Origin of the sequence: Neptuniibacter sp. UBA6509 (genome assembly GCA_002435145.1) — a bacterium.
GTDB lineage: Bacteria > Pseudomonadota > Gammaproteobacteria > Pseudomonadales > Balneatricaceae > Neptuniibacter.
Genome location: DJLT01000074.1, coordinates 1 through 19732 on the forward strand (window position 1 = coordinate 1; position 19732 = coordinate 19732).

The 19732-nt window shown below is 44.4% G+C and carries 19 protein-coding genes; 10 read left to right on the plus strand and 9 right to left on the minus strand.

Annotation, left to right across the window (positions count from 1 at the left end; all coding sequences use genetic code 11):
* From B4K11_RS09155 to B4K11_RS09175, 5 genes are all read left to right on the plus strand, one after another.
* Positions 1-418 (plus strand): hypothetical protein (locus B4K11_RS09155; protein WP_292959338.1); only part of this gene is annotated, 418 nt, incomplete at its 5' end.
* Entirely contained in the window at positions 418-1221 is an 804-nt protein-coding gene (gene bioC / locus B4K11_RS09160) for a malonyl-ACP O-methyltransferase BioC (RefSeq protein WP_292957649.1), read from the plus strand. The genes B4K11_RS09155 and bioC, both read left to right, overlap by 1 nt.
* Entirely contained in the window at positions 1221-1910 is a 690-nt protein-coding gene (bioD, locus tag B4K11_RS09165; protein WP_292957652.1) for a dethiobiotin synthase, read from the plus strand. The genes bioC and bioD overlap by 1 nt, the downstream gene beginning before the upstream one ends.
* Before the next feature lie 84 nt (positions 1911-1994).
* A complete protein-coding gene (locus B4K11_RS09170; RefSeq protein WP_292957655.1) occupies positions 1995-2246 on the plus strand; it encodes a hypothetical protein in 252 nt (83 codons plus the stop codon).
* A 74-nt stretch (positions 2247-2320) separates the two neighbouring features.
* On the plus strand, positions 2321-3247 hold the full coding sequence (locus tag B4K11_RS09175) for a putative metalloprotease CJM1_0395 family protein (protein ID WP_292957658.1): 927 nt from the start codon (positions 2321-2323) through the stop codon (positions 3245-3247).
* A 15-nt stretch (positions 3248-3262) separates the two neighbouring features.
* Here B4K11_RS09175 and B4K11_RS09180 read toward each other — a convergent pair whose 3' ends face one another.
* Genes B4K11_RS09180 through xseA form a run of 4 tightly spaced genes read right to left on the minus strand, consistent with a single transcriptional unit; the run spans position 3263 to position 6972 of the window.
* Positions 3263-4036, minus strand: a complete 774-nt coding sequence (locus B4K11_RS09180; protein ID WP_292957661.1) for an alpha/beta fold hydrolase — start codon at positions 4034-4036, stop codon at positions 3263-3265.
* 54 nt (positions 4037-4090) lie between these two features.
* Positions 4091-4717 carry an FKBP-type peptidyl-prolyl cis-trans isomerase gene (locus tag B4K11_RS09185; RefSeq protein WP_292957664.1) on the minus strand — a complete coding sequence of 209 codons (627 nt, stop codon included), beginning with the start codon at positions 4715-4717 and terminating at the stop codon, positions 4091-4093.
* Positions 4718-4777: 60 nt separating this feature from the next.
* A complete protein-coding gene (locus B4K11_RS09190; protein WP_292957667.1) occupies positions 4778-5608 on the minus strand; it encodes a peptidoglycan DD-metalloendopeptidase family protein in 831 nt (276 codons plus the stop codon).
* A gap of 5 nt (positions 5609-5613) precedes the next feature.
* Positions 5614-6972 carry an exodeoxyribonuclease VII large subunit gene (gene xseA / locus B4K11_RS09195; protein ID WP_292957670.1) on the minus strand — a complete coding sequence of 453 codons (1359 nt, stop codon included), beginning with the start codon at positions 6970-6972 and terminating at the stop codon, positions 5614-5616.
* A 208-nt stretch (positions 6973-7180) separates the two neighbouring features.
* Here xseA and guaB point away from each other — a divergent pair, with 208 nt between their 5' ends.
* The 3 genes from guaB (at position 7181) to tadA (ending at position 10951) form a co-directional block, all read left to right on the plus strand.
* A complete protein-coding gene (guaB, locus tag B4K11_RS09200; RefSeq protein ID WP_292957672.1) occupies positions 7181-8650 on the plus strand; it encodes an IMP dehydrogenase in 1470 nt (489 codons plus the stop codon).
* A 96-nt stretch (positions 8651-8746) separates the two neighbouring features.
* The gene (gene guaA / locus B4K11_RS09205; RefSeq protein WP_292957675.1) at positions 8747-10327 is read left to right on the plus strand and encodes a glutamine-hydrolyzing GMP synthase; all 1581 of its coding nucleotides are present in this window, start codon (positions 8747-8749) and stop codon (positions 10325-10327) included.
* 108 nt (positions 10328-10435) lie between these two features.
* Positions 10436-10951, plus strand: coding sequence for a tRNA adenosine(34) deaminase TadA (gene tadA, locus B4K11_RS09210; protein WP_292957678.1), 516 nt, complete (start codon positions 10436-10438; stop codon positions 10949-10951).
* Positions 10952-10960: 9 nt separating this feature from the next.
* On the opposite strand, the gene mltF is transcribed toward tadA, so the two are convergent.
* Complete coding sequence (gene mltF / locus B4K11_RS09215; protein ID WP_292957681.1) at positions 10961-12439, minus strand: membrane-bound lytic murein transglycosylase MltF; 1479 nt, start codon at positions 12437-12439, stop codon at positions 10961-10963.
* A gap of 108 nt (positions 12440-12547) precedes the next feature.
* Between mltF and purL the strand changes: the two genes are divergently transcribed.
* Entirely contained in the window at positions 12548-16450 is a 3903-nt protein-coding gene (gene purL, locus B4K11_RS09220) for a phosphoribosylformylglycinamidine synthase (RefSeq protein WP_292957753.1), read from the plus strand.
* 89 nt (positions 16451-16539) lie between these two features.
* Here purL and B4K11_RS09225 read toward each other — a convergent pair whose 3' ends face one another.
* The 4 genes from B4K11_RS09225 to B4K11_RS09240 all read right to left on the minus strand — a co-directional run bounded on the left by B4K11_RS09225 (position 16540) and on the right by B4K11_RS09240 (position 18768).
* Entirely contained in the window at positions 16540-16989 is a 450-nt protein-coding gene (locus tag B4K11_RS09225) for a DsrE family protein (RefSeq protein ID WP_292957685.1), read from the minus strand.
* A gap of 82 nt (positions 16990-17071) precedes the next feature.
* Complete coding sequence (locus tag B4K11_RS09230; protein ID WP_292957688.1) at positions 17072-17665, minus strand: OmpA family protein; 594 nt, start codon at positions 17663-17665, stop codon at positions 17072-17074.
* Between the two features lie 240 nt (positions 17666-17905).
* Positions 17906-18205 (minus strand): YciI family protein, encoded by a 300-nt coding sequence (locus B4K11_RS09235; protein ID WP_292957691.1) that lies wholly within the window; start codon positions 18203-18205, stop codon positions 17906-17908.
* Between the two features lie 17 nt (positions 18206-18222).
* Positions 18223-18768: a septation protein A gene (locus B4K11_RS09240; protein WP_292957694.1), complete on the minus strand. Its 546-nt coding sequence runs from the start codon at positions 18766-18768 to the stop codon at positions 18223-18225.
* Between the two features lie 74 nt (positions 18769-18842).
* Between B4K11_RS09240 and B4K11_RS09245 the strand changes: the two genes are divergently transcribed.
* Complete coding sequence (locus B4K11_RS09245; RefSeq protein ID WP_292957697.1) at positions 18843-19679, plus strand: PHP domain-containing protein; 837 nt, start codon at positions 18843-18845, stop codon at positions 19677-19679.
* The last annotated feature ends 53 nt before the right edge of the window (positions 19680-19732 follow it).

Here is a 19732-nt window from a genome sequence, read left to right on the forward strand (position 1 = left end):
TTGGTCATGTGCAGTAGAAGAATCGGTGCACCAGCAATTTGAAGCCTCGCTTGATGCAAACATAGTTAAAACATTACAGCGTTTTATTATGCTGCAAACTCAAGGTGCTGAATTAGGCCGTGAAACACTCAAGTTTTTAAAAGCGATCCTTAAAGAGCTAGATCATGCAGCCCCAATAGAAAGTTTAGGTTTATTAAGAGGGGATGCGCGTGCTTCATTGTCTCAGTTAACGATGCCTGTTTTTCAGCTCTTCGGTGAAAAGGATAATTTGGTGCCTTTAGAAGCGGCTGAAGCATGTCAGCAGTTATCTAAGGGGGGTGTTAAAGTCTACTCTGGTGCAGGGCACCTTCCTTTTTATTCTCATCAAACAGAAGTGATAGCCGATGTTGTTAGCTTTTTACAGGAGCCGGCTGTTTAGTGGATGCGCTGATTGATAAACAGAAAGTTGCTGATTCTTTCAGTAAAGCGGCCATGACTTACGACAGTGTGGCTGAGCTGCAAAGAGATGTTGGCCACACGTTGATGGGGTATCTCCCCGATTCATCACCAAGCCGAATCATGGATTTAGGCTGCGGCACTGGCTATTTTTCGCCTAAATTAAATCAAAAGTATTCTACTGCAAATCTACTCAATTTAGATTTAGCGCTAGGGATGCTGCGCTTTGCTCGCCAGAATCGTACGCTGACTAATGCGAGTTGGATCTGTGCAGATGCTGAATCTTTGCCTCTGCGCGATGCAAGCATCGACATTGTTTTTTCAAGCTTAGCGATTCAGTGGTGTGAAAACTTACCTGTTTTGTTGAAGGAGATTGAGCGAGTTTTAGCGCCGGGTGGTCGTTTTGTTTTTGCAACACTGGGCCCTGATACTCTGCATGAACTTCGTACTGCTTGGCAGAGTGTTGATTCTTTTACTCATGTTAATCAGTTCCTCTCCTCTGAAGAGCACCTATCTGCTGTTCCTAGTAATTTGCATCTAAGTGAATTTAAAGAAGAAGTACGTGTACTACGTTATCCGCAGCTTAAAGGTTTGACTGATGAGTTAAAGCGGTTGGGTGCACATAATATGAATGCAGGGCAAAAAACGGGTTTGACTGGACGGGAGCAGATTCGAAGGTTTAAGTCTGCTTATGAAGATCAGCGGTTGGTAGATGGGGCTATTCCCGCTACTTATCAAGTATTTTACGGCGTATTAGAAAAACCAGTAAAGGGGTTAAATTCATAATGGCAAAGCATTCTTTTTTTGTAGCGGGAACCGATACTGATGTCGGTAAAACTATCGTTGCTGCTGGGCTGCTTGAGGCTGCTAATAATAAAGGGCTTTCTACTATAGGTCTTAAGCCTATTGCTGCTGGTTGTGAAATGACTGCGGATGGTCTGCGCAATGAAGATGCTGTCCTATTACAGAAAACGGCTTCAATCCAATTAGCCTATGAGCAGGTAAATCCAGTCGCATTTGAGCCGGCTATTGCGCCTCATATTGCTGCTGGAATTGCAGGACGAATGCTTAATGCGGATCGGATTGCGGCGATGTGTCGTGGGGCTTTGATGCAACCCGCAGATTTTGCCATTGTTGAGGGCGCAGGGGGCTGGCGTGTTCCTTTAAATCCACGTGAAACAATGGCGCATATACCAAAACAGTTAGGTACGCCTGTTGTAATGGTTGTGGGGGTTAAGCTGGGTTGCATAAATCATGCGCTGTTAACGGCTGAAAGTATTGCTAGAGATGGATTGCGAGTGGCTGGCTGGGTAGCGAGCCGGATTGACCCTGAGATGCCACACTATAGCGATAATGTAGCGACTATCGCGGGTATGCTGCGCGCTCCCTTAATTGCTGAAATACCTTACCTTACGGAACCTTCTCCTGAAAACGTTGCCAAATATTTTGATATAGATGCATTGCTAGCTCAATAGTATGGTTGAAAAATGAACATTTCCTTCAGATGATCTATACTTACAGCTGTAATAGTTTTATTTAGAATTAATAGAGGTGTCAGTATGAACGTCACCAATGCGGCACAGTCAGGATTTATTGGTATCAATCGTGGTTTGGATAATGCGCCAAAAGCAGCAAGTGATATCACAGGATCAGGTAAGCCTGATCAGGTTGAGAAAGCTTCAGGTCGGCAGGAAGATCAAGCTGTAGCAGGTTCGGCTGCAGGATCAACTGTTGAGGCGGCAGCAACAAAAGTGGTGGGAGAGGTTGAAGAGTTAGGTCAGCCTGGCTCTATCATTAATATACGCGTTTAAATCTTCAATTCATGGATTGGATTGAAGTAGGTAATGAAGTATGTTTTTTAGGATAATAGAGAGGAGCACTGCTTATGCAGATTATTAGCTCTGGTAACTCTCAGGCTTTAAATAGTAAGCCGGCCCCATTAGAGCTTCGATCTCAAGATGCTCAGCGGGTTATATCCTCTGTTACTTCGCCTTCAGCCCAACAGGAGCTACAGTCCAGTAGCTCTAGCATTAATCGTGATCGAGTCACGCTTTCAGCTGAGGCCTCAGCGCTTTCCCGTTTAGCCAGTACCTCAGAACGAAGCCTACAAGCAGAAGATGGTGAGCTCGTTGGTTTAGAGTCTACTAGCCCGTCTATCCGTCCTTCTTCAAATGTTGTTCCTTCCGGTGATAAGGAGCAGCAAGAGCAACTGCAGCAACAAGAGTTGGAAATTAGCCGTGATTTGGCTGAGCGTGATAGAGAAGTACGTGCCCATGAACAAGCTCATGCTTCTATAGGTGGGCAGTATGCGTCTGCCCCTAGTTATACTAATGAACGCGGCCCTGATGGCAGAATGTATGCTGTTGAAGGTGAAGTTAAAATAGATACTTCGCCTATCCCTAATGATCCTCAAGCGACCTTAGAAAAAGCTGAAGTGATTCAGCGGGCTGCGCTGAGTGTTGCGGAGCCATCCTCAGCTGACAGAGCTGCGGCGGCTGATGCAAGAGCGATGGCAGCTGAAGCGCGTACTCAGATTCTCCAAAGTGAGGGTGAGGCGCAAGCCGCTCAAGCTGAACGTGCAGACAGCGCTGAAGATGAGGATGATAATAAACCATCTGCTGGTGAGCGTTTACAGGAGTTGCGGGATGAGGATGCGGCCCGTAGCGAAAGCGCAATGGAAGCATTGGATGATTTCAATGATCGCTTGAATGACATTAATAAACAGCTTGCTGAAATCAATAAAAAGCTTGTTGATTCTGGCGTTTTTCAGAAGTTATTTCCAGAGGGTTCCCTCTTGGATCGTCAAGCGTAATTTAGTTTTCCTAGATTACGCGCTCTTTGTCTTAGTCAGAAAGTTCACAACTATATCTGTAAACTCTTTAGGTTTTTCAGCATGAGGCCAGTGGCCAGCTTGTTTGATGATGGTGTAGCTGGCTTTAGGGAATGAATTAATGACCGCATCTCTATAAGCGGGAATCATATAGTCAGACTTTTCTCCTTTGATAAATAACATGCTTCTATCAAATGGAGTGCCTGTCGGTGCAGCGCTGATATTCTTGTATTGCGAGTGAATCGCTTCTAAATTCATGCGCCAAGCAAAAAGCTTCTCATCAGTTCGGTATAGGTTTTTAAGCAGAAAAGCTCGCACACTTAGCTCAGGGATATGCTCAGTCAGTTGTTTGTCTGCGTCACCTCTGGATTTTAGTGAAGGTAAATCTACAGAAAATAAACCTTTGAATACATCATTATGGTGGGGTGTGTATTCTACAGGTGCTATATCGACAATGATTAATTTATCAATCACGTCTGGAGAATTTAAGGCGAGTTGCATGGCAACCTTCCCACCCATTGAATGACCAATGATGTGTGCTTTTTCTAACTTTAGATGTGATAAAAGTGCTTTGATATCCACGGCCATCAAATGATAGTTCATCTCATTTGAGTGAAAAGATCGGCCGTGGTTTCTAAGATCGACAGCAATGACTTTATGGTTCTCTGACAAGGCTTTTATTTGGTTGCCCCAGTTTTCTAAGGTACCAAAAAGGCCATGCAGAATAATGAGAGGTTGTCCTTCGCCGTGAATCTGGTAATTCAAAAGCATCTTGGGGTGCTCTTTAGTAGATTGGGTGGCGTGAACGCCACCCAAATATAGAAATTAAAGAATTTCTAGTAGTTCAACATCAAATACAAGTGCAGAATATGGAGGGATGCCGCCTGGAGAACCCTGAGCACCGTATGCTAGGTCGTAAGGGATATATAGCTTCCACTTAGCGCCTTTGTTCATAAGCTGTAATGCTTCTGTCCAACCAGCGATAACGCCGCCAACAGGGAATTCAGCTGGCTGACCACGGTCATAAGAGCTATCGAATACTTTACCGTCAATAAATGTACCGTGATAATGCGTACGCACTTTAGACTCTTTAGATGGCTTCTCGCTACCTTCTTCGCCCGCTTCAACAATTTCATACTGAAGACCAGATTCAAGCACTGTAACGCCTTCACGTTTAGCGTTTTCTGCTAGAAAAGCTTCGCCAACTGCAGATGCTTCTTTAGCTTCAGCTTCTTGCTGTTCACGCATACGTTCGTTTAGAACGTTAAACGCTTCTTGGATTTCATTCACTTCTACGCGCATTTCAGTACCTTCGAATGCATCAGCGATACCTGCTGAAATTGCATTTAGGTCCATGCCTTCAAATGGTTGTTGTGCTAACTGGTCGCCCATTTGGCGGCCGATGCCGTAGCTTGCTTTTTGTTCTAGTGTTTCTAGTTGTAGTTCAGACATGAATAGAATCCTACTGAGTCATAAAAAAACGAGCTTAAAATAAGAGGCTCGCCCTAAAGATTATTGATTCAAAAACAATATGGGGTCGACTCTTGTGTTATTCAAGCTTACGCTCCAATGAAGATGCGGACCGGTAACTCGGCCTGTTTTACCTATCTCGCCAAGTTTGTCTCCAGTGGTGACTTTGTCGCCAATTTTTACGTCTATTTTGCTTAAATGGCAGTACATAGTCGTCAGCCCGTAACCGTGATCAACAATAACGGTGTTGCCGTTAAAGAAGTATTCCCCGGTATCGACAACGGTACCCGCGCTCGGTGCTGTAATTGGGTCACCATGGGGTGCTGCGATATCCAGACCGCTATGAGGATTGCGCGGCTGTTTGTTAAAAAAGCGCTTTAAGCCAAATGGGCTGCTGTATGGGCCTTTTGCGGGAATAGCGAAGTGTGTCGTTATCTCCTTGGGTTCGCTCCAGTGCTTATAAGCAGCAACCATTTTCGCTTTTTCTGTTCGCCAGCGTTTAATGTCTTCTGGATCGGGCTCAACGTGTCGTTTGTTTTTAATTGTAAGGTACTGAGCTTTATATTCTTTGCCTTCAACAGTGAAATAGTACGAAGTTGAATTGGCTTTTAAATGTTGTTTTTGATCAGCTTTAGCGCTCAAGGGAATCCCTGCGACTGCCAGCCATTTACTCTCTGTATGCTCAGTGCCTGAGCTCGGGAGTACCATGACTCGATTGCCCTTATACCACGCAGTCGGAGCTTTTTGTGTTTCTATACCGGTAAGGGGAATAATCGCGATACCACCGGGTACCCGATTTTCTTGGGGAAGCGTTTGCGCATGACTAATAGCACTTATACATATAAAACTGATGAGAGTAATAATTTTAAGCATGGGTATTATTCCGTAATTGTTTCATCTACGCGGCAGCGTAAACGTCCTTTATAAAGCTGATTTTCAATAACATCTCCCTGTTTTACATGTGATGCATCCTGAATGACAGCGCCATGTTGATCTTTCACGATAGCATAACCTCGTTCAAGTGTGGCTAGCGGGCTAACAGTATGAAGTTGACTTGTTGCTGCGCCAAGTCTCAACGCATTTTTCTGTAAGTTAGAAACGCCCGCTTGTGATAAACGTTTAAAAAGAGAGTGGAGTTGTTCCTCTTTTAAATTGAGCAGTTGCTTGGGTGATTGTAGTTTCAGCTTTGATAAAAGTTGTTGCTGACGGTGCTGGGCTGCAGTCAGCGTTGAATGGATTGAATTATGTAGTCGAGCTTCTAAATGATCTAGGCGTTGTGCTTGCTCGTTTAGCTTTTGACCCGGATGGCGTAATCGGTTTCTAGCGCTTTCTGTTTTAAGGGCGGCTGTTCTTAGTTTCTGTTGAATATGGTGAGTTAAACGTTGTTCGAATAGATTCAGCTTTTGCTTTATTTGTGCTTGGTCTGGGCTGAGCATCTCGGCTGCTGCAGAGGGAGTGGGGGCTCGTGAATCAGCTATAAAGTCAGTAATAACGACATCCACTTCATGGCCAACGGCACTAATAATAGGTAGTTCACAGTTATGTACTGTTCTTGCTACTTGTTCAGTATTAAATGCCCACAGATCTTCTAGGGAACCACCGCCTCTGCCTAAGATAAGTACATCACATTGTTGGTGTACTTCGGCCAGAATGATGGCCTTAGATATTTGTTCCGGTGCGTCCTCCCCTTGAACCGAGGTAGGGTAAAGCGTTACAGGGAGTCCTGGAAAACGTCGTTTTAATACAGTTAAAATATCATGTACAGCTGCACCTGTAGGCGAGGTGATGATACCGATGCTTGAGGGGTGTGCTGGAATTGGCTTTTTAAGAGTACTTTCAAACAAACCCTCTTTTTGTAATTTGTTTTTTAGTTCTTCAAAGGCCTTTTGCAGTGAGCCGCTGCCACTGCTTTCCATATAATCACAGATTAATTGGTAGTCACCTCTGCCTTCGTAAAGACTGACTTTAGCTCTGACAGTAACTTTGTCGCCTTGTTTTGGCTTTAGGCGAATCACTTGGTTTCGACTTTTGAACATTGCGCATCGAACCTGCGCTTTATCGTCTTTAAGTGTGAAGTACCAGTGACCAGAGCTGGGTTTTACGAAGTTGGATATCTCACCTTCTACTTGAATCGTTAAGAAGGAGCGTTCAAGCAGGGTGCGTGCTTGTCTGTTCAATTCAGAGACAGATATAGCCAGCGGATTACGGTTATGTGTGTGATCAGTGTCGTTTAGCATGCGCTTTATAGTAAACGAAGTTATATCGTTGAGGGAGGGATAAATACGGGTTTGGTTTTATTCTGTTGATCATTGTGACCAACAGTTAACTATAATGAGTATGAATTCATAGATTCTATGCGGAAATAGTGACTTTTCGATTGAGACAAAAGGCTAATTTCTGTATGATTGCGCGTTTAAATTTATTGACTACACAGGCTGGCAAATAATGTTGCGAATTGCTGAGGAAGCACTCACTTTTGACGATGTGCTGCTGGTTCCGGGTTACTCTGAAGTACTTCCAAAAGACGTATCACTTAAAACACGCTTAACTAAAGGTATTGAGCTTAATATACCATTAGTTTCTGCAGCGATGGATACAGTGACTGAGTCTGGTCTAGCGATTGCTATGGCACAGGAAGGCGGTATCGGGATCATTCATAAGAACCTGACAATTGAGCAGCAGGCAGCAGAAGTGTTGCGTGTTAAGAAGTATGAGGCGGGTGTTGTAAGCGATCCCGTCACATGTCGTTCGGATATGACTGTTGGTGAACTACGCCAGCTATCAGAGTCTATGGGCTTCTCAGGCTTCCCTGTTGTTGATGATGGCAACTTAGTAGGTATCGTAACGGATCGAGATTTCCGTTTTGAGCTGAAATTAGATGCTACTGTAGAATCAATTATGACCCCGAAAGATCGTCTAGTGACGGTTGAAGAGGGTGTTGATCCTGATGAAGTTAGAAACTTACTTCGCAAGCATCGTATAGAGAAAATCCTAGTTGTAGACAGTGCGTTCAAACTTTGCGGCATGATGACCGTTAAGGATATGAATAAAGCGCAGTCGCACCCGAATGCGGCAAAAGACGCAAAGGGTCGTTTGATTGTCGGTGCTGCAGTAGGTACAGGCCCAGAAACACCAGACCGTGTAACTGCGTTGGTTGCTGCGGGTGTTGATGTCGTTATTGTTGATACGGCGCATGGGCACTCGAAAGGTGTTATTGATCGCGTTGCTTGGGTTAAGCAGACATTCCCACAGGTTCAGGTGATTGGCGGTAATATCGCAACGGCTGACGCTGCGATTGCATTAGCTGATGCCGGTGCTGACGGCGTTAAGGTTGGTATAGGTCCTGGTTCTATTTGTACTACACGTATTGTTGCAGGTGTAGGTGTTCCTCAGATCAGTGCTGTAGCGAATGTTGCAGCGGCCATGGCTGAACGTGGTGTGCCTGTAGTTGCTGACGGTGGTGTTCGTTTCTCTGGCGATCTAGCTAAAGCTATTGTTGCGGGTGCCTCTGCTATTATGGTGGGTTCAATGCTTGCGGGTACTGATGAAGCGCCTGGCGAAGTTGAGTTGTTCCAAGGCCGTGCGTTCAAATCATACCGTGGTATGGGATCGCTTGGTGCGATGGGGCAGTCTACAGGTTCATCTGATCGTTATTTCCAAGATGCGTCTAAAGGTGTTGAAAAGCTTGTACCTGAAGGCATTGAAGGCCGTGTTCCTTGTAAAGGCCCTATGGGTGGTGTCGTGCATCAATTAGTAGGTGGCTTGAGAGCATCTATGGGTTATACCGGCAGTGCTGATATTGCGACCATGCGCACAGAGCCTCAGTTTGTTCGTATTACAAATGCAGGCATGAACGAAAGTCATGTGCATGATGTAAGTATTACGAAAGAAGCGCCTAACTACCGCGTTAGTTAATTTTCCTAAACTCTAAAAGGTGGGATGATATTGATGATCATCCCGCTTTTTTTTTTGCAGAAACATAAACTCTGTAAAGCATAGAGATCATACGTTATGACCAAAGATATTCACGCTCAACGAATTCTGATTCTTGATTTCGGTTCTCAGTACACTCAGCTTATTGCACGTCGCGTGCGTGAGATTGGTGTTTATTGTGAAATTCATGCATGGGATATGTCTGAGGAAGATATTCGTGAGTTTGCACCTAAAGGTATCATTCTTGCGGGTGGACCGGAATCTGTAACTGAAGGTGATTCTCCTCGTGCGCCTGAAGTTGTCTTCAACCTTGACGTGCCTGTATTAGGTATCTGTTATGGCATGCAGACAATGGCCGCTCAGATGGGTGGTGAGGTTTCTGCATCGGATAAGCGTGAGTTTGGTTATGCGCAAGTTCGCTTGGATGATAGCCCAAGTGAATTGCTAGAAGGTATCGAAGATCATTTAGCAAACAATGGTGCGTTGCTACTTGATGTTTGGATGAGCCATGGCGATAAAGTAACGGCTTTACCTGATGGCTTCTCTATCATTGCTTCAACTGAATCTGCACCTATTGCTGCAATTTGTCACCCACAGAAGCGCTTCTTCGGTGTGCAGTTCCACCCTGAAGTAACACATACAAAGCAGGGTGGTCGTATTCTTGAACGCTTTGTTGTGAATATCTGTGGTACGGAAGCATTATGGAATTCGGCGAATATTATTGCTGATCAGATTGAGAAAGTGCGTGCTCAGGTAGGTGACCAGAAAGTATTGTTGGGCTTATCTGGCGGCGTTGACTCTTCTGTTGTAGCGGCTTTATTACATAAGGCAATTGGCGATCAGCTTACCTGTGTGTTTGTTGATAATGGTCTGTTACGTAAGCAGGAAGGCGATCAGGTAATGGACATGTTTGCTAAAAACATGGGCGTTCGGGTGATTCGTGCTGATGCTGAAGATAAGTTTCTTGGTCGTTTGTTAGGTGAGAATGACCCAGAGAAGAAGCGTAAGATTATCGGTAATACCTTCATTGAAGTGTTTGATGAAGAAGCAACTAAGTTGCAAGATGTTAACTTCCTAGCGCAGGGCACTATTTACCCTGACGTTATTGAATCTGCTGCTGCAAAAACGGGTAAAGCACATGTGATTAAATCACACCACAATGTGGGTGGTTTGCCGGAAGATATGCAGTTTGAGTTAGTTGAGCCTTTACGTGAACTTTTCAAAGATGAAGTGCGTAAATTAGGTCTTGAACTTGGCTTGCCGTATGACATGGTTTATCGCCATCCGTTCCCAGGACCAGGTTTAGGTGTTCGTATTCTAGGTGAAGTTAAGCGTGAATATGCTGATATCTTGCGTGAAGCAGATGCTATCTTCATCGAAGAACTACATAAAGCGGATTGGTACCATAAAACAAGTCAGGCTTTTGCTGTCTTCTTGCCCGTTAAGTCTGTTGGTGTTGTTGGTGATGGTCGCCGTTATGAGTACGTTATTGCTATTCGTGCGGTTGAGACAATTGACTTTATGACAGCGCGTTGGGCTCACCTTCCGTATGAGCTGTTAGAAACCGTATCGGGTCGTATTATTAATGAGATTCCGAAAGTTTCACGCGTGACTTATGATGTGAGTTCTAAGCCGCCTGCAACGATCGAATGGGAATAATAACTCGTTGATTTTGATCTTAAAAAGCCTGCATTGATGCGGGCTTTTTTGTGTCTGATTTATTTTGCTGTTAGCTTGGTATGTGGCTAAGATTCGTGGTGTTATTTTATGAGTGGTAACAATATGAGAGAAACGCTTGAGCAAGAGCAGCGTTGGATGCGTGAGGCGCTAGCATTGGCTGATCATGCAGAGAATGCCGGTGAGGTGCCTGTAGGTGCTATTGTGGTATTGGATGACGAGGTTATTGGTGAAGGGTGGAATCATCCCATTAGTGGCCATGATCCTACCGCGCATGCAGAGATTATGGCCTTGAGAGATGCTGCATCAAGGGTCGGTAATTATCGACTGGTTGGGGCTGATCTGTATGTCACGATTGAGCCGTGTACTATGTGTGCTGGCGCTATTGTTCATGCGCGAATAAACAGGGTTATCTATGGTGCTTGTGAGAGTAAATCGGGTGTCGTTGATAGTAACTGCCAAATGTTTGATCAGCCGTGGATTAATCATCGATTAGAAGTGGTTCGCGGGGTGCTAGCTGATGAGTGCAGCGCGAAAATAAGCGCTTTTTTTAAGCGCCGTAGAGAGGAAAAGAAGGCCGCTAAAGCACGTAAAGCAGCACCCTAGCAGTCATAGTTATAGTGCGGGCAGAATATCCTCTACGACTGTTGTTTCATCCCAACTTGGGTGATCTGGATTCATATCCGCCTCTTCCTTTTGCCTTTTAGCCTGTCGTAACTGAATTTCCCAGCTGAGTAGCTCTATATATTTGCGAATGTTACTCACGTAATGCACAGGCTCATACCCACGGGCGTAACCATAACGAACAGTATTAAAGTATTTTTCCTGGGTGAGTAAGGGGAGATGTTTTTTTACGTCATCCCACTTGTCAGGGTTAAGGCCCGCACGGCCCGTTAAAACTCGAGCATCTTCAAGGTGGCCGTAACCTACGTTATAGCCTGCTAGAGCAAACCAAGTGTGATCGGGTTGCGGGATTCTATCAGGGATTTTTTTCATAACGCTAACGAGATAGTGCGCACCGCCAATGATGCTCTGTTGAGGGTCTGTTCGGTCCGTAACGTCCACCTCTTTGGCTGCCGCGTTAGTCAGCATCATGATTCCCTTTACGCCTGTTGGGGAGACTGCTTTTGGGTTCCAGTGTGATTCTTGATAGCCAATGGCTGCAAGCAGCTGCCAATCAATGTCGGTTTCTTGTTCGGCCATGTAGAAAAATTGCTCAATTTTTGGCAGTCGATTTTCGACATCTTTTTTAAATGCTGCGGTATCGTAAAAGCCTAAAGGGTTTGATCGATTAAAGTATTTCTCTTTAAGGGAGATGATGAGTTCTTTTGTCGAATCTAGTTCTAGGAAGCGATTGATTGAATTTCTTAGGGATTGGTCGTTGTGAGGGCTTAACATCCAAGCAAGGCTTTGAGGTTTGTCTAAATCAAAGGCCTTTTTTAATCCAGGAAAGAAAGATTTTTGCGCATCAAAGGTCACGCTATCTACGATTGTGTACTCAATCTCTTTGCTGTGTACTTGTTCTAGTAACTCAACAGATGAATATTCGTTGCTTTCGGACCATTTAAGGGCGGGGTGTTTTTCCTTTAAGTGGCTCAGTAATTCGGCATGGCTGCTGTTTGCGATTACCTGAATGGTTTTGTTTCGGCTAATTAGATCTTCTAAGTCTTTTGGGGCTTTGATCCCTTTGGTTGTTCTGTAAACCACGGCAGTGGTTGTTGAGAGGTAAGGGGTGGAAAATTCAAATGATTCTTTTCGTTCATCTGTAACTGTTAGCATTGCGCCGGCGATATGTCCGTCGCGTTCGCTCATGGTGCTGAAAATATCGCTGAATGTTGGTGGGAGGACGAGTTCAAGCTTAATGCCTAAGTGCTCGGTATAGGCTTTGGCTAAATCATATTCAAATCCTGCTGGGACCCCTTTTTCAATGAAATAGGTGCTAGGAGAGTTACGAGTCACCAGCTTTAGGCTGCCAGATTCCAGGATTGCGCCCAGCTGAGTTTTGCTGTTCCAGCTTAAAATAACGGGAATACAGAACATTAACAAAACCATGAGTGCCTGAGCGGCATCTTTTTTGCGACTAATATCAAACATAGCGCTGCTTTTCTGGTATCCGGTGGAGTGTTTCTGTAAAATTCATAACCTATTATTCTCCTGTAACTACTGCCCATGAGTGGCAGCTATCAAGAGGCTCTATTAGAGATGCTGGCACTGCGCGGAGCTCCTGCTCTTTCTGCTTTTCGTCATGAAAAGTTACTTTCTGGTATTCAGTCAAAGGTTCCTGCCGTTACTGGCTTGTATGCTGAATTTATGCATTTTTTCGATCAGTCACAAGCTTTATCGGAAAATCAGCACCAAGTACTTGAGCGTATTCTACGCTATGGGCCTAAAGCTGAGGTCCAAGAACCTAGCGGTCAGTTATTTTTAGTTGTTCCACGTCCAGGCACAATATCTCCTTGGTCATCAAAAGCTACTGATATTGCGCATAACTGTGGATTGCAGAATATTAAGCGCTTAGAGCGCGGTATTGCTTACTATGTGCAGGCTTCTGCTGAGCTTTCCTCTGCGGATGTTGATGCGATTCAATCTGTACTTTTTGATCGCATGGTTGAAGCTGTTTTATCTAGTATAGATGATGCGGCAGTCCTATTTGTTGAAGAGCAGCCAAAACCGCTCACTACAGTCGATATTTTGTCGGGTGGTCGTGAAGCGTTGGTTGCAGCTAACACCGATCTTGGTTTGGCATTGGCTGAAGATGAGATTGACTACTTAGTAGAGAGCTTTATTGAGTTAAAGCGTAACCCTACTGATGTTGAATTGATGATGTTTGCTCAGGCGAACTCAGAGCATTGCCGTCATAAGATCTTTAACGCCTCTTGGGATATCGATGGAGAAGCACAAGAGAAATCTTTGTTCTCTATGATTCGAAATACCAATGAGTTAGGCGGTGAGAATGTATTGTCTGCCTATAAAGATAACGCTGCGGTTATGGTGGGCAGCAAGGCAGGTCGTTTCTTCCCTAATCCAGAAGGCAAAGAGTACGCTTACAATCAGGAAGATATTCAAATCCTGATGAAGGTTGAAACTCATAACCATCCTACAGCTATTGCGCCACATTCAGGTGCTGCAACCGGTTCTGGTGGTGAAATTCGTGACGAGGGCGCAACCGGTAAAGGCTCTAAGCCAAAGGCGGGTCTGACTGGGTTTACCGTATCTGATCTAAATATTCCCGGTTTTGAACAGCCATGGGAATCTAAATACGGCAAGCCTGACCGTATTGTGACGCCATTAGATATAATGCTTGAAGGGCCTATCGGTGGCGCTGCATTTAACAATGAGTTTGGTCGTCCAGCGTTAACGGGTTACTTCCGTACTTTTGAGCAGAAAGTGAATGGTGCGGCAGGTGAAGAGGTTCGTGGTTACCACAAGCCGATTATGATTGCGGGTGGTCTAGGTAATATCCGTGACAGTCATGTAGAAAAAGGAGAGATCCCTGTTGGCGCTAAGCTGATCTGCTTAGGTGGTCCAGCAATGCAGATTGGCCTAGGTGGCGGTGCTGCATCGTCTATGTCCTCTGGTACGTCTTCTGCTGATTTGGATTTTGCATCGGTTCAACGTGACAACCCAGAGTTAGAGCGTCGTTGCCAAGAGGTAATCGATCAATGCTGGCAGCAGGGTGATGAAAACCCTATCGCATTTATCCATGATGTGGGCGCGGGTGGTTTATCTAATGCTTTTCCTGAGTTAGCAGGAGATGGTGAGCGAGGCGCAAATTTTGAGCTTCGTAATATTAATAATGATGAACCAGGCATGTCACCTCTAGCTATCTGGTGTAATGAGGCGCAAGAGCGTTACGTTATGGCGATAGCTCCTGCAGATCTTGCGCGTTTTGAAGCGATTTGCGAACGTGAACGTTGCCCGTACGCTATCGTTGGTGAAGCGATCGAAGAGATGCACCTGACTTTAGGTGATACTCATTTTGAGAATAAGCCGGTCGATCTGCCGATGAGTGTATTGTTTGGTAAAGCGCCAAAAATGCACCGTACTGTAGAGCGTAAAACTTATGATGTCGCTGAGTTTGATGCGTCTGAGATTGACCTGAAAGATGCTGCAGAGCGAGTAATGAAGCTTCCATCTGTTGCTTCTAAGTCGTTCCTGATTACCATTGGCGATCGTTCGATTACAGGACAGGTTGCTCGTGATCAGATGGTTGGTCCATGGCAGGTGCCGGTAGCGGATTGTGCTGTAACTACCGCTTCCTTTGATACATATACCGGTGAAGCGATGGCGATGGGTGAGCGTACGCCGCTTGCATTGGTTGATTCTCCAGCTTCAGGTCGTATGGCGATTGGTGAAACAGTGACCAATATTGCCGCTGCACGTATTTCTGAAATCAAAGATATTAAATTGTCTGCTAACTGGATGTGTGCTGCAGGCCACCCAGGTGAAGATGAAAAGCTATACGACACAGTAAAAGCGGTAGGTATGGAGCTATGTCCAGCGCTGGGTATTACTATCCCAGTTGGTAAAGACTCTATGTCGATGCGTACTGTTTGGAATGATGAGGGTGAAGACAAATCTGTAACAGCGCCGATGTCGCTTGTTATTACAGGCTTTGCGCCGGTAACAGATTCTCGTCAAACGCTAACGCCTCAGTTGCGTACTGATCAGGGCGAAACTGATTTGGTATTGCTTGATTTAGGTAACGGTAAAAACCGTGTTGGTCTGTCTGCATTAGCTCAGGTGTTTGAGGAAGTAGGTCAAAACGTTCCTGATGTTGATCAGCCTGAACAGTTGGTTGCTTTCTTTGCAGCTATCCAAGAGTTAAACAAGCAGGGTCTGCTTCTGGCTTACCATGACCGCTCTGATGGTGGCTTGTTCGCAACGGTTACAGAGATGGCTTTTGCGGGTCATACAGGCGTAGATATTAATCTAGACATGTTGGCCGCTGAAACGAATGAATTGGCAGCCGCAATGTTTGCTGAAGAGCTGGGTGCAGTGATTCAGGTCAAGCGTGATGACCTTCAGGCTGTGTTAACTGAATTGAATGCTGCCGGTCTAGGTGATGTTGCACAAGTGATCGGTTCGTTGAACCTAGATGATGAAGTGCGTTTCCACTTTGATGAGGAAGAAGTTTATTCTGAGTCACGTGTTCAATTGCAAAGCTGGTGGGCTGAAACTTCTTATCAGATTCAATCGCTACGTGATAACTCTGAGTGTGCAGAACAAGAGTTCAATGCCATTCAGGACAAAGCTGATCCTGGTTTACATGCTGAACTTTCATTTGATCAAAATGAAAACGTTGCTGAAGCACTTATTAAATCAGGTGTGCGTCCTCAAGTTGCTATCGTGCGTGAGCAGGGTGTAAATGGCCAAATCGAAATGGCTGCTGCTTTTGACCGTGCAGGTTTTGCCGCTGTTGACGTTCATATGAGTGATATTCTGTCTGGTCGCGTGACGCTTGATCAATTTAAAGGTCTAGTGGCATGTGGCGGCTTCTCTTATGGTGATGTTTTAGGTGCTGGTGAAGGTTGGGCTAAGTCAATCTTGTTTAACGAACAAGCGCGCGAGCAGTTCAAGTCATTCTTTGCGAGAACGGATACATTTGCTTTAGGTATTTGTAACGGCTGTCAGATGCTGTCTAACTTGCATGAGCTGATTCCAGGTTCGGATCATTGGCCGCATTTTGTGCGTAACGTTTCAGAGCAGTTTGAAGCACGTGTAGCGATGGTTGAAGTTCAAGAGTCTAACTCAGTCTTCTTGCAGGGTATGTCGGGTTCTCGTATGCCGATTGCAATTGCACACGGTGAAGGTCGTGCCGAGTTTAAGGATGCGAAACATTTGGCTGATCTAGATAACGCAAATGCAGTTGCTTTACGCTACGTGGATAACTATGGGCAGGCAACGGAAGCTTATCCTGCGAACCCTAATGGTTCACCTGCCGGTATTACGGGGGTTACGAGTAATGATGGTCGTGTAACGATTATGATGCCTCACCCTGAACGTGTATTCCGTACAGTCACTAACAGCTGGGCGCCAGATGAGTGGGCTGAGGATGGTGCGTGGATGCGAATGTTCCGTAATGCACGTGTTTGGGTTGGCTAGACTCTACCCAGAAATGAAAAAGGTGGCCTAGGCCGCCTTTTTTTGTGCCTGTAAATTGTGCTTGTAAATAGGTAATTGCTTGTCTTGATTTAAGGTCTTACGTAAAAATAGCCTTGCTGTTGTAGATAAACAATTTCAGGTAGGCCAGCTTGAACAACATCTTCGGCCTCTACTTCGTAAAGTTCCTCATAAGAAACCTGAAACCCATCTAGGCTGTTACCGCAAATAACAAAATGTACATCGTTCAGTCGCAATGAATCAATGGTGGTTTGTTTGGTTTCATCATCGCTGGCTTCGATAAAGTATTTTATAGCAGGACCGTGAATGATTGCTTTGACGGAAATATGATCTTCGCCTAACGCGTTAATATGGTTTGCAATATTGGTAAAGGTCGCGGAAATGCGTTTAGGGTCGTCATAGTTAATATGATAAACCACCTTCTGATCGGGGTAATCAGAGGCCAGAAGCTGGCTTGTTGGAACCGCGGCAACGAAAAAAGTAAGCAAGATAGCTTTAATACTTAGAAAGATACTTTTCATTGTTTTGGTCCTTATTGATGTTAAAAAAAAGGCGCTCAAGTGAGCGCCCCTTAGGTAACAAAAGTCAGAAGACTTTAATTACTTATTTTTTACCAGAAATCTCAACTTCTACACGGCGGTTAGCGCGTAGGCAATCAAGAAGGTTGCTGCCGCGCTGGCCATCGCAAGATTTAGCAGGAGCGTTTTCGCCCATGTAACCAGTGCTGATAGCAGAAGCGTTAACGCCTCCAGCTTGAAGTGCTTCAGATACAGCGTTTACGCGCTTCATAGAAAGAGCGTCGTTGTATGCGCTTGCACCGATACGGTCAGCGTGGCCAACTAGATTAACGCTTGTTACTTCTTTTAGTGAGTTGATGTAGCTAGAGATATCGCTTACATCGCCAGCGTTTGCGCTGTCAAAGTCAAAGTATACAATGTGTTTTTCAACAGTAGCCATCATTTTAGGAGCAGGCGCAGGAGCAGGAGCTTCAGCCATTGGTGCTTTGTAGCCAGCACAGCCTTCTACTGTGTCAGCTTCTTCCCAGAAACCATGACGCCAGCAGTCGCCTGTGCCCGTTTTCCATACAGTTGCATTTTTAGATTCGTCCCAGTAACCAGAGTTTTCTGGGTGAGCCTGTGCACTTGTTGCCAAGCCCATAGCTAGTACTAAGCCAGAAGCGATTGCGAATTTTTTCATTTTAGCTGTCCTTGAAATACGATTTGGATTCTGTAATTAGGCATAATAAGAAATAATCTGTTTATTACAACTCTTCTTACCTTAACCTGCGATAAACAGCAGAAAAATAGTCATATTTTTCTGGACTACTTTAAAAGTATTCTTATATGAGACTATGTCTAAGTAGTCTACTATTTATGCTGGTCTTTACACTCTTCGTCTTTGGTCGATAGTATTATAAAGAATAATGCGTGCAAAAGGCTAGGGCAGTACTTTTTTGTACGGCTTCACTGTTACTTTTTTGTATACGCCTGCACTAATGTAAGGGTCATTATCAGCCCATTGCTGGGCTTCAGTCAGTGACGGAAACTCAGCCACAACTAAACTGCCTGTAAATCCTGCGCTGCCTGGATCTTCGCTATCAATAGCTGGATGAGGCCCTGCGATTAGTAGGCGTCCTTCTTCGTTTAGTTCTTTTAACCTTGCGATATGATCAGGTCGTGCAGCAAGGCGTTTTTCTAAACTATTTTCAATGTCTTCGGAAATGATGGCGTAAAACACGTATTGATCCTTAAAAATTAGTCGTTATTTTCAGTATTTTCAATGTGGCGTGAAAGATAAATGCCTTGAAGGACAATAAAAATCACAGTGAGGCCCAACATACCAAAAAGTTTAAAGTTAACCCAAGCTTCTTCGCTGAAAGTGTAAGCAACAAAAAGGTTGAGTGCGCCCATAGCTATAAAAAATACAACCCAGGCAATATTAAGGTTTTTCCAGGCGAAGCTAGGCAGAGAAATATTGCTGCCCATTAATCTTTCGACAATGGTTTTTTCGCCGATAAATTGGCTGCCTAAAAAAGCTAAACCGAAAAGCCAGTTTACAACAGTAGGTTTCCACTGGATAAAGGTTTTATCTTGAAAAAGCACGGTTGCACCGCCCAAAACAATAACAAGACCGAGCGTCACTAACTGCATTTTTTCTATTTTGTGTGTGCGGATCCATGTATATAGCATCTGCAAAAGCGTAGCGGGTATGAGCACAGCGGTAGCGAGAATGATGTCATTCGTTGTTTTGTATACAATAAAAAAGATAACGATAGGTAAAAAATCTAATAAAAGCTTCATAAACGCCTTAATAAGGTAGTTAGGTAAAGATTAATTATAAGGTTGCTGAAGCTTTATATAAACAGTGAATGAATATGGATTTACCAAAATACGACCTGCATTGCCACTCTACTGCATCTGATGGTTCTTTAGATCCTATGGATTTGATAGAAAAAGCTCGGCAGAAAAAGATTAAAGTGCTCGCGATCACTGATCACGACACGCTAAAAGGCGTTGAGCCTTTTTTGGGTAAAGATTTGGACGGTGTTCAACTTATTGCTGGAACCGAACTGACTTGCGTATGGAATAAGCGAATGCTCCATATTATAGGTTTGGGGATGGATGTTAATTCTCAAAAGCTGCAAGGTTATCTGGATTCGCTTTCAGAATTAAGAACTGCTCGTGCAAGGAAAATAGCAGATCAGTTAATGACTATGGGGTTGCCTGATATATTTCTTGCGGCCAAAGAAAAAGCGGGTGGGGGAGTGATTGGCCGGCCGCATTTTGCAAAAGTTATGTTAGAACAGGGTTTGGTTACTTCTGAGCAGCAGGCTTTTAAAAAGTATTTAGGTATAGGCAAAAAAGGTGATGTGAAAATGGAGTGGCCCTCGTTGGAAGAGGCTGTTTCAGTTATTCATGGTGCCGGGGGTGTTTCGATCTTAGCGCACCCTACAAAATATAAGATGACTTTTACTAAACTGCGTTTGGTCATTAGAGGTTTTGTTGATGTAGGTGGAAAAGGGATTGAAGTATCCTATCCGGGAATGACGCCAGATCATCATTTTCAATTACTCAGAATTGCCAAAGAGAATGATTTGATGCTTTCTGCAGGAAGTGATTTTCATACGCCTGGAAATACTTGGACTGATTTAGGTAAATACCCTCCGTTAAAAAGTAATGAAAATCATGTATTAAATGCGTTACTTCAATAAAACTTAAGATGTGTGCGCATGTCTTTGTGGATGAGTTATAATAGTTTGTGTTT

Coding starts and splice junctions, on each gene's coding strand:
- purL (WP_292957753.1), top strand. CDS start 12,548: ATGCTGGCACTGCGCGGAGCTCCTGCTCTTTCTGCTTTTCGTCATGAA.
- tadA (WP_292957678.1), top strand. CDS start 10,436: ATGAGTGGTAACAATATGAGAGAAACGCTTGAGCAAGAGCAGCGTTGG.
- guaA (WP_292957675.1), top strand. CDS start 8,747: ATGACCAAAGATATTCACGCTCAACGAATTCTGATTCTTGATTTCGGT.
- B4K11_RS09175 (WP_292957658.1), top strand. CDS start 2,321: ATGCAGATTATTAGCTCTGGTAACTCTCAGGCTTTAAATAGTAAGCCG.
- B4K11_RS09170 (WP_292957655.1), top strand. CDS start 1,995: ATGAACGTCACCAATGCGGCACAGTCAGGATTTATTGGTATCAATCGT.
- bioD (WP_292957652.1), top strand. CDS start 1,221: ATGGCAAAGCATTCTTTTTTTGTAGCGGGAACCGATACTGATGTCGGT.
- xseA (WP_292957670.1), bottom strand. CDS start 6,972: ATGCTAAACGACACTGATCACACACATAACCGTAATCCGCTGGCTATA.
- B4K11_RS09225 (WP_292957685.1), bottom strand. CDS start 16,989: ATGAAAAGTATCTTTCTAAGTATTAAAGCTATCTTGCTTACTTTTTTC.
- B4K11_RS09180 (WP_292957661.1), bottom strand. CDS start 4,036: ATGCTTTTGAATTACCAGATTCACGGCGAAGGACAACCTCTCATTATT.
- B4K11_RS09245 (WP_292957697.1), top strand. CDS start 18,843: ATGGATTTACCAAAATACGACCTGCATTGCCACTCTACTGCATCTGAT.
- mltF (WP_292957681.1), bottom strand. CDS start 12,439: ATGTTTGATATTAGTCGCAAAAAAGATGCCGCTCAGGCACTCATGGTT.
- guaB (WP_292957672.1), top strand. CDS start 7,181: ATGTTGCGAATTGCTGAGGAAGCACTCACTTTTGACGATGTGCTGCTG.
- B4K11_RS09230 (WP_292957688.1), bottom strand. CDS start 17,665: ATGAAAAAATTCGCAATCGCTTCTGGCTTAGTACTAGCTATGGGCTTG.
- B4K11_RS09240 (WP_292957694.1), bottom strand. CDS start 18,768: ATGAAGCTTTTATTAGATTTTTTACCTATCGTTATCTTTTTTATTGTA.
- B4K11_RS09190 (WP_292957667.1), bottom strand. CDS start 5,608: ATGCTTAAAATTATTACTCTCATCAGTTTTATATGTATAAGTGCTATT.
- B4K11_RS09185 (WP_292957664.1), bottom strand. CDS start 4,717: ATGTCTGAACTACAACTAGAAACACTAGAACAAAAAGCAAGCTACGGC.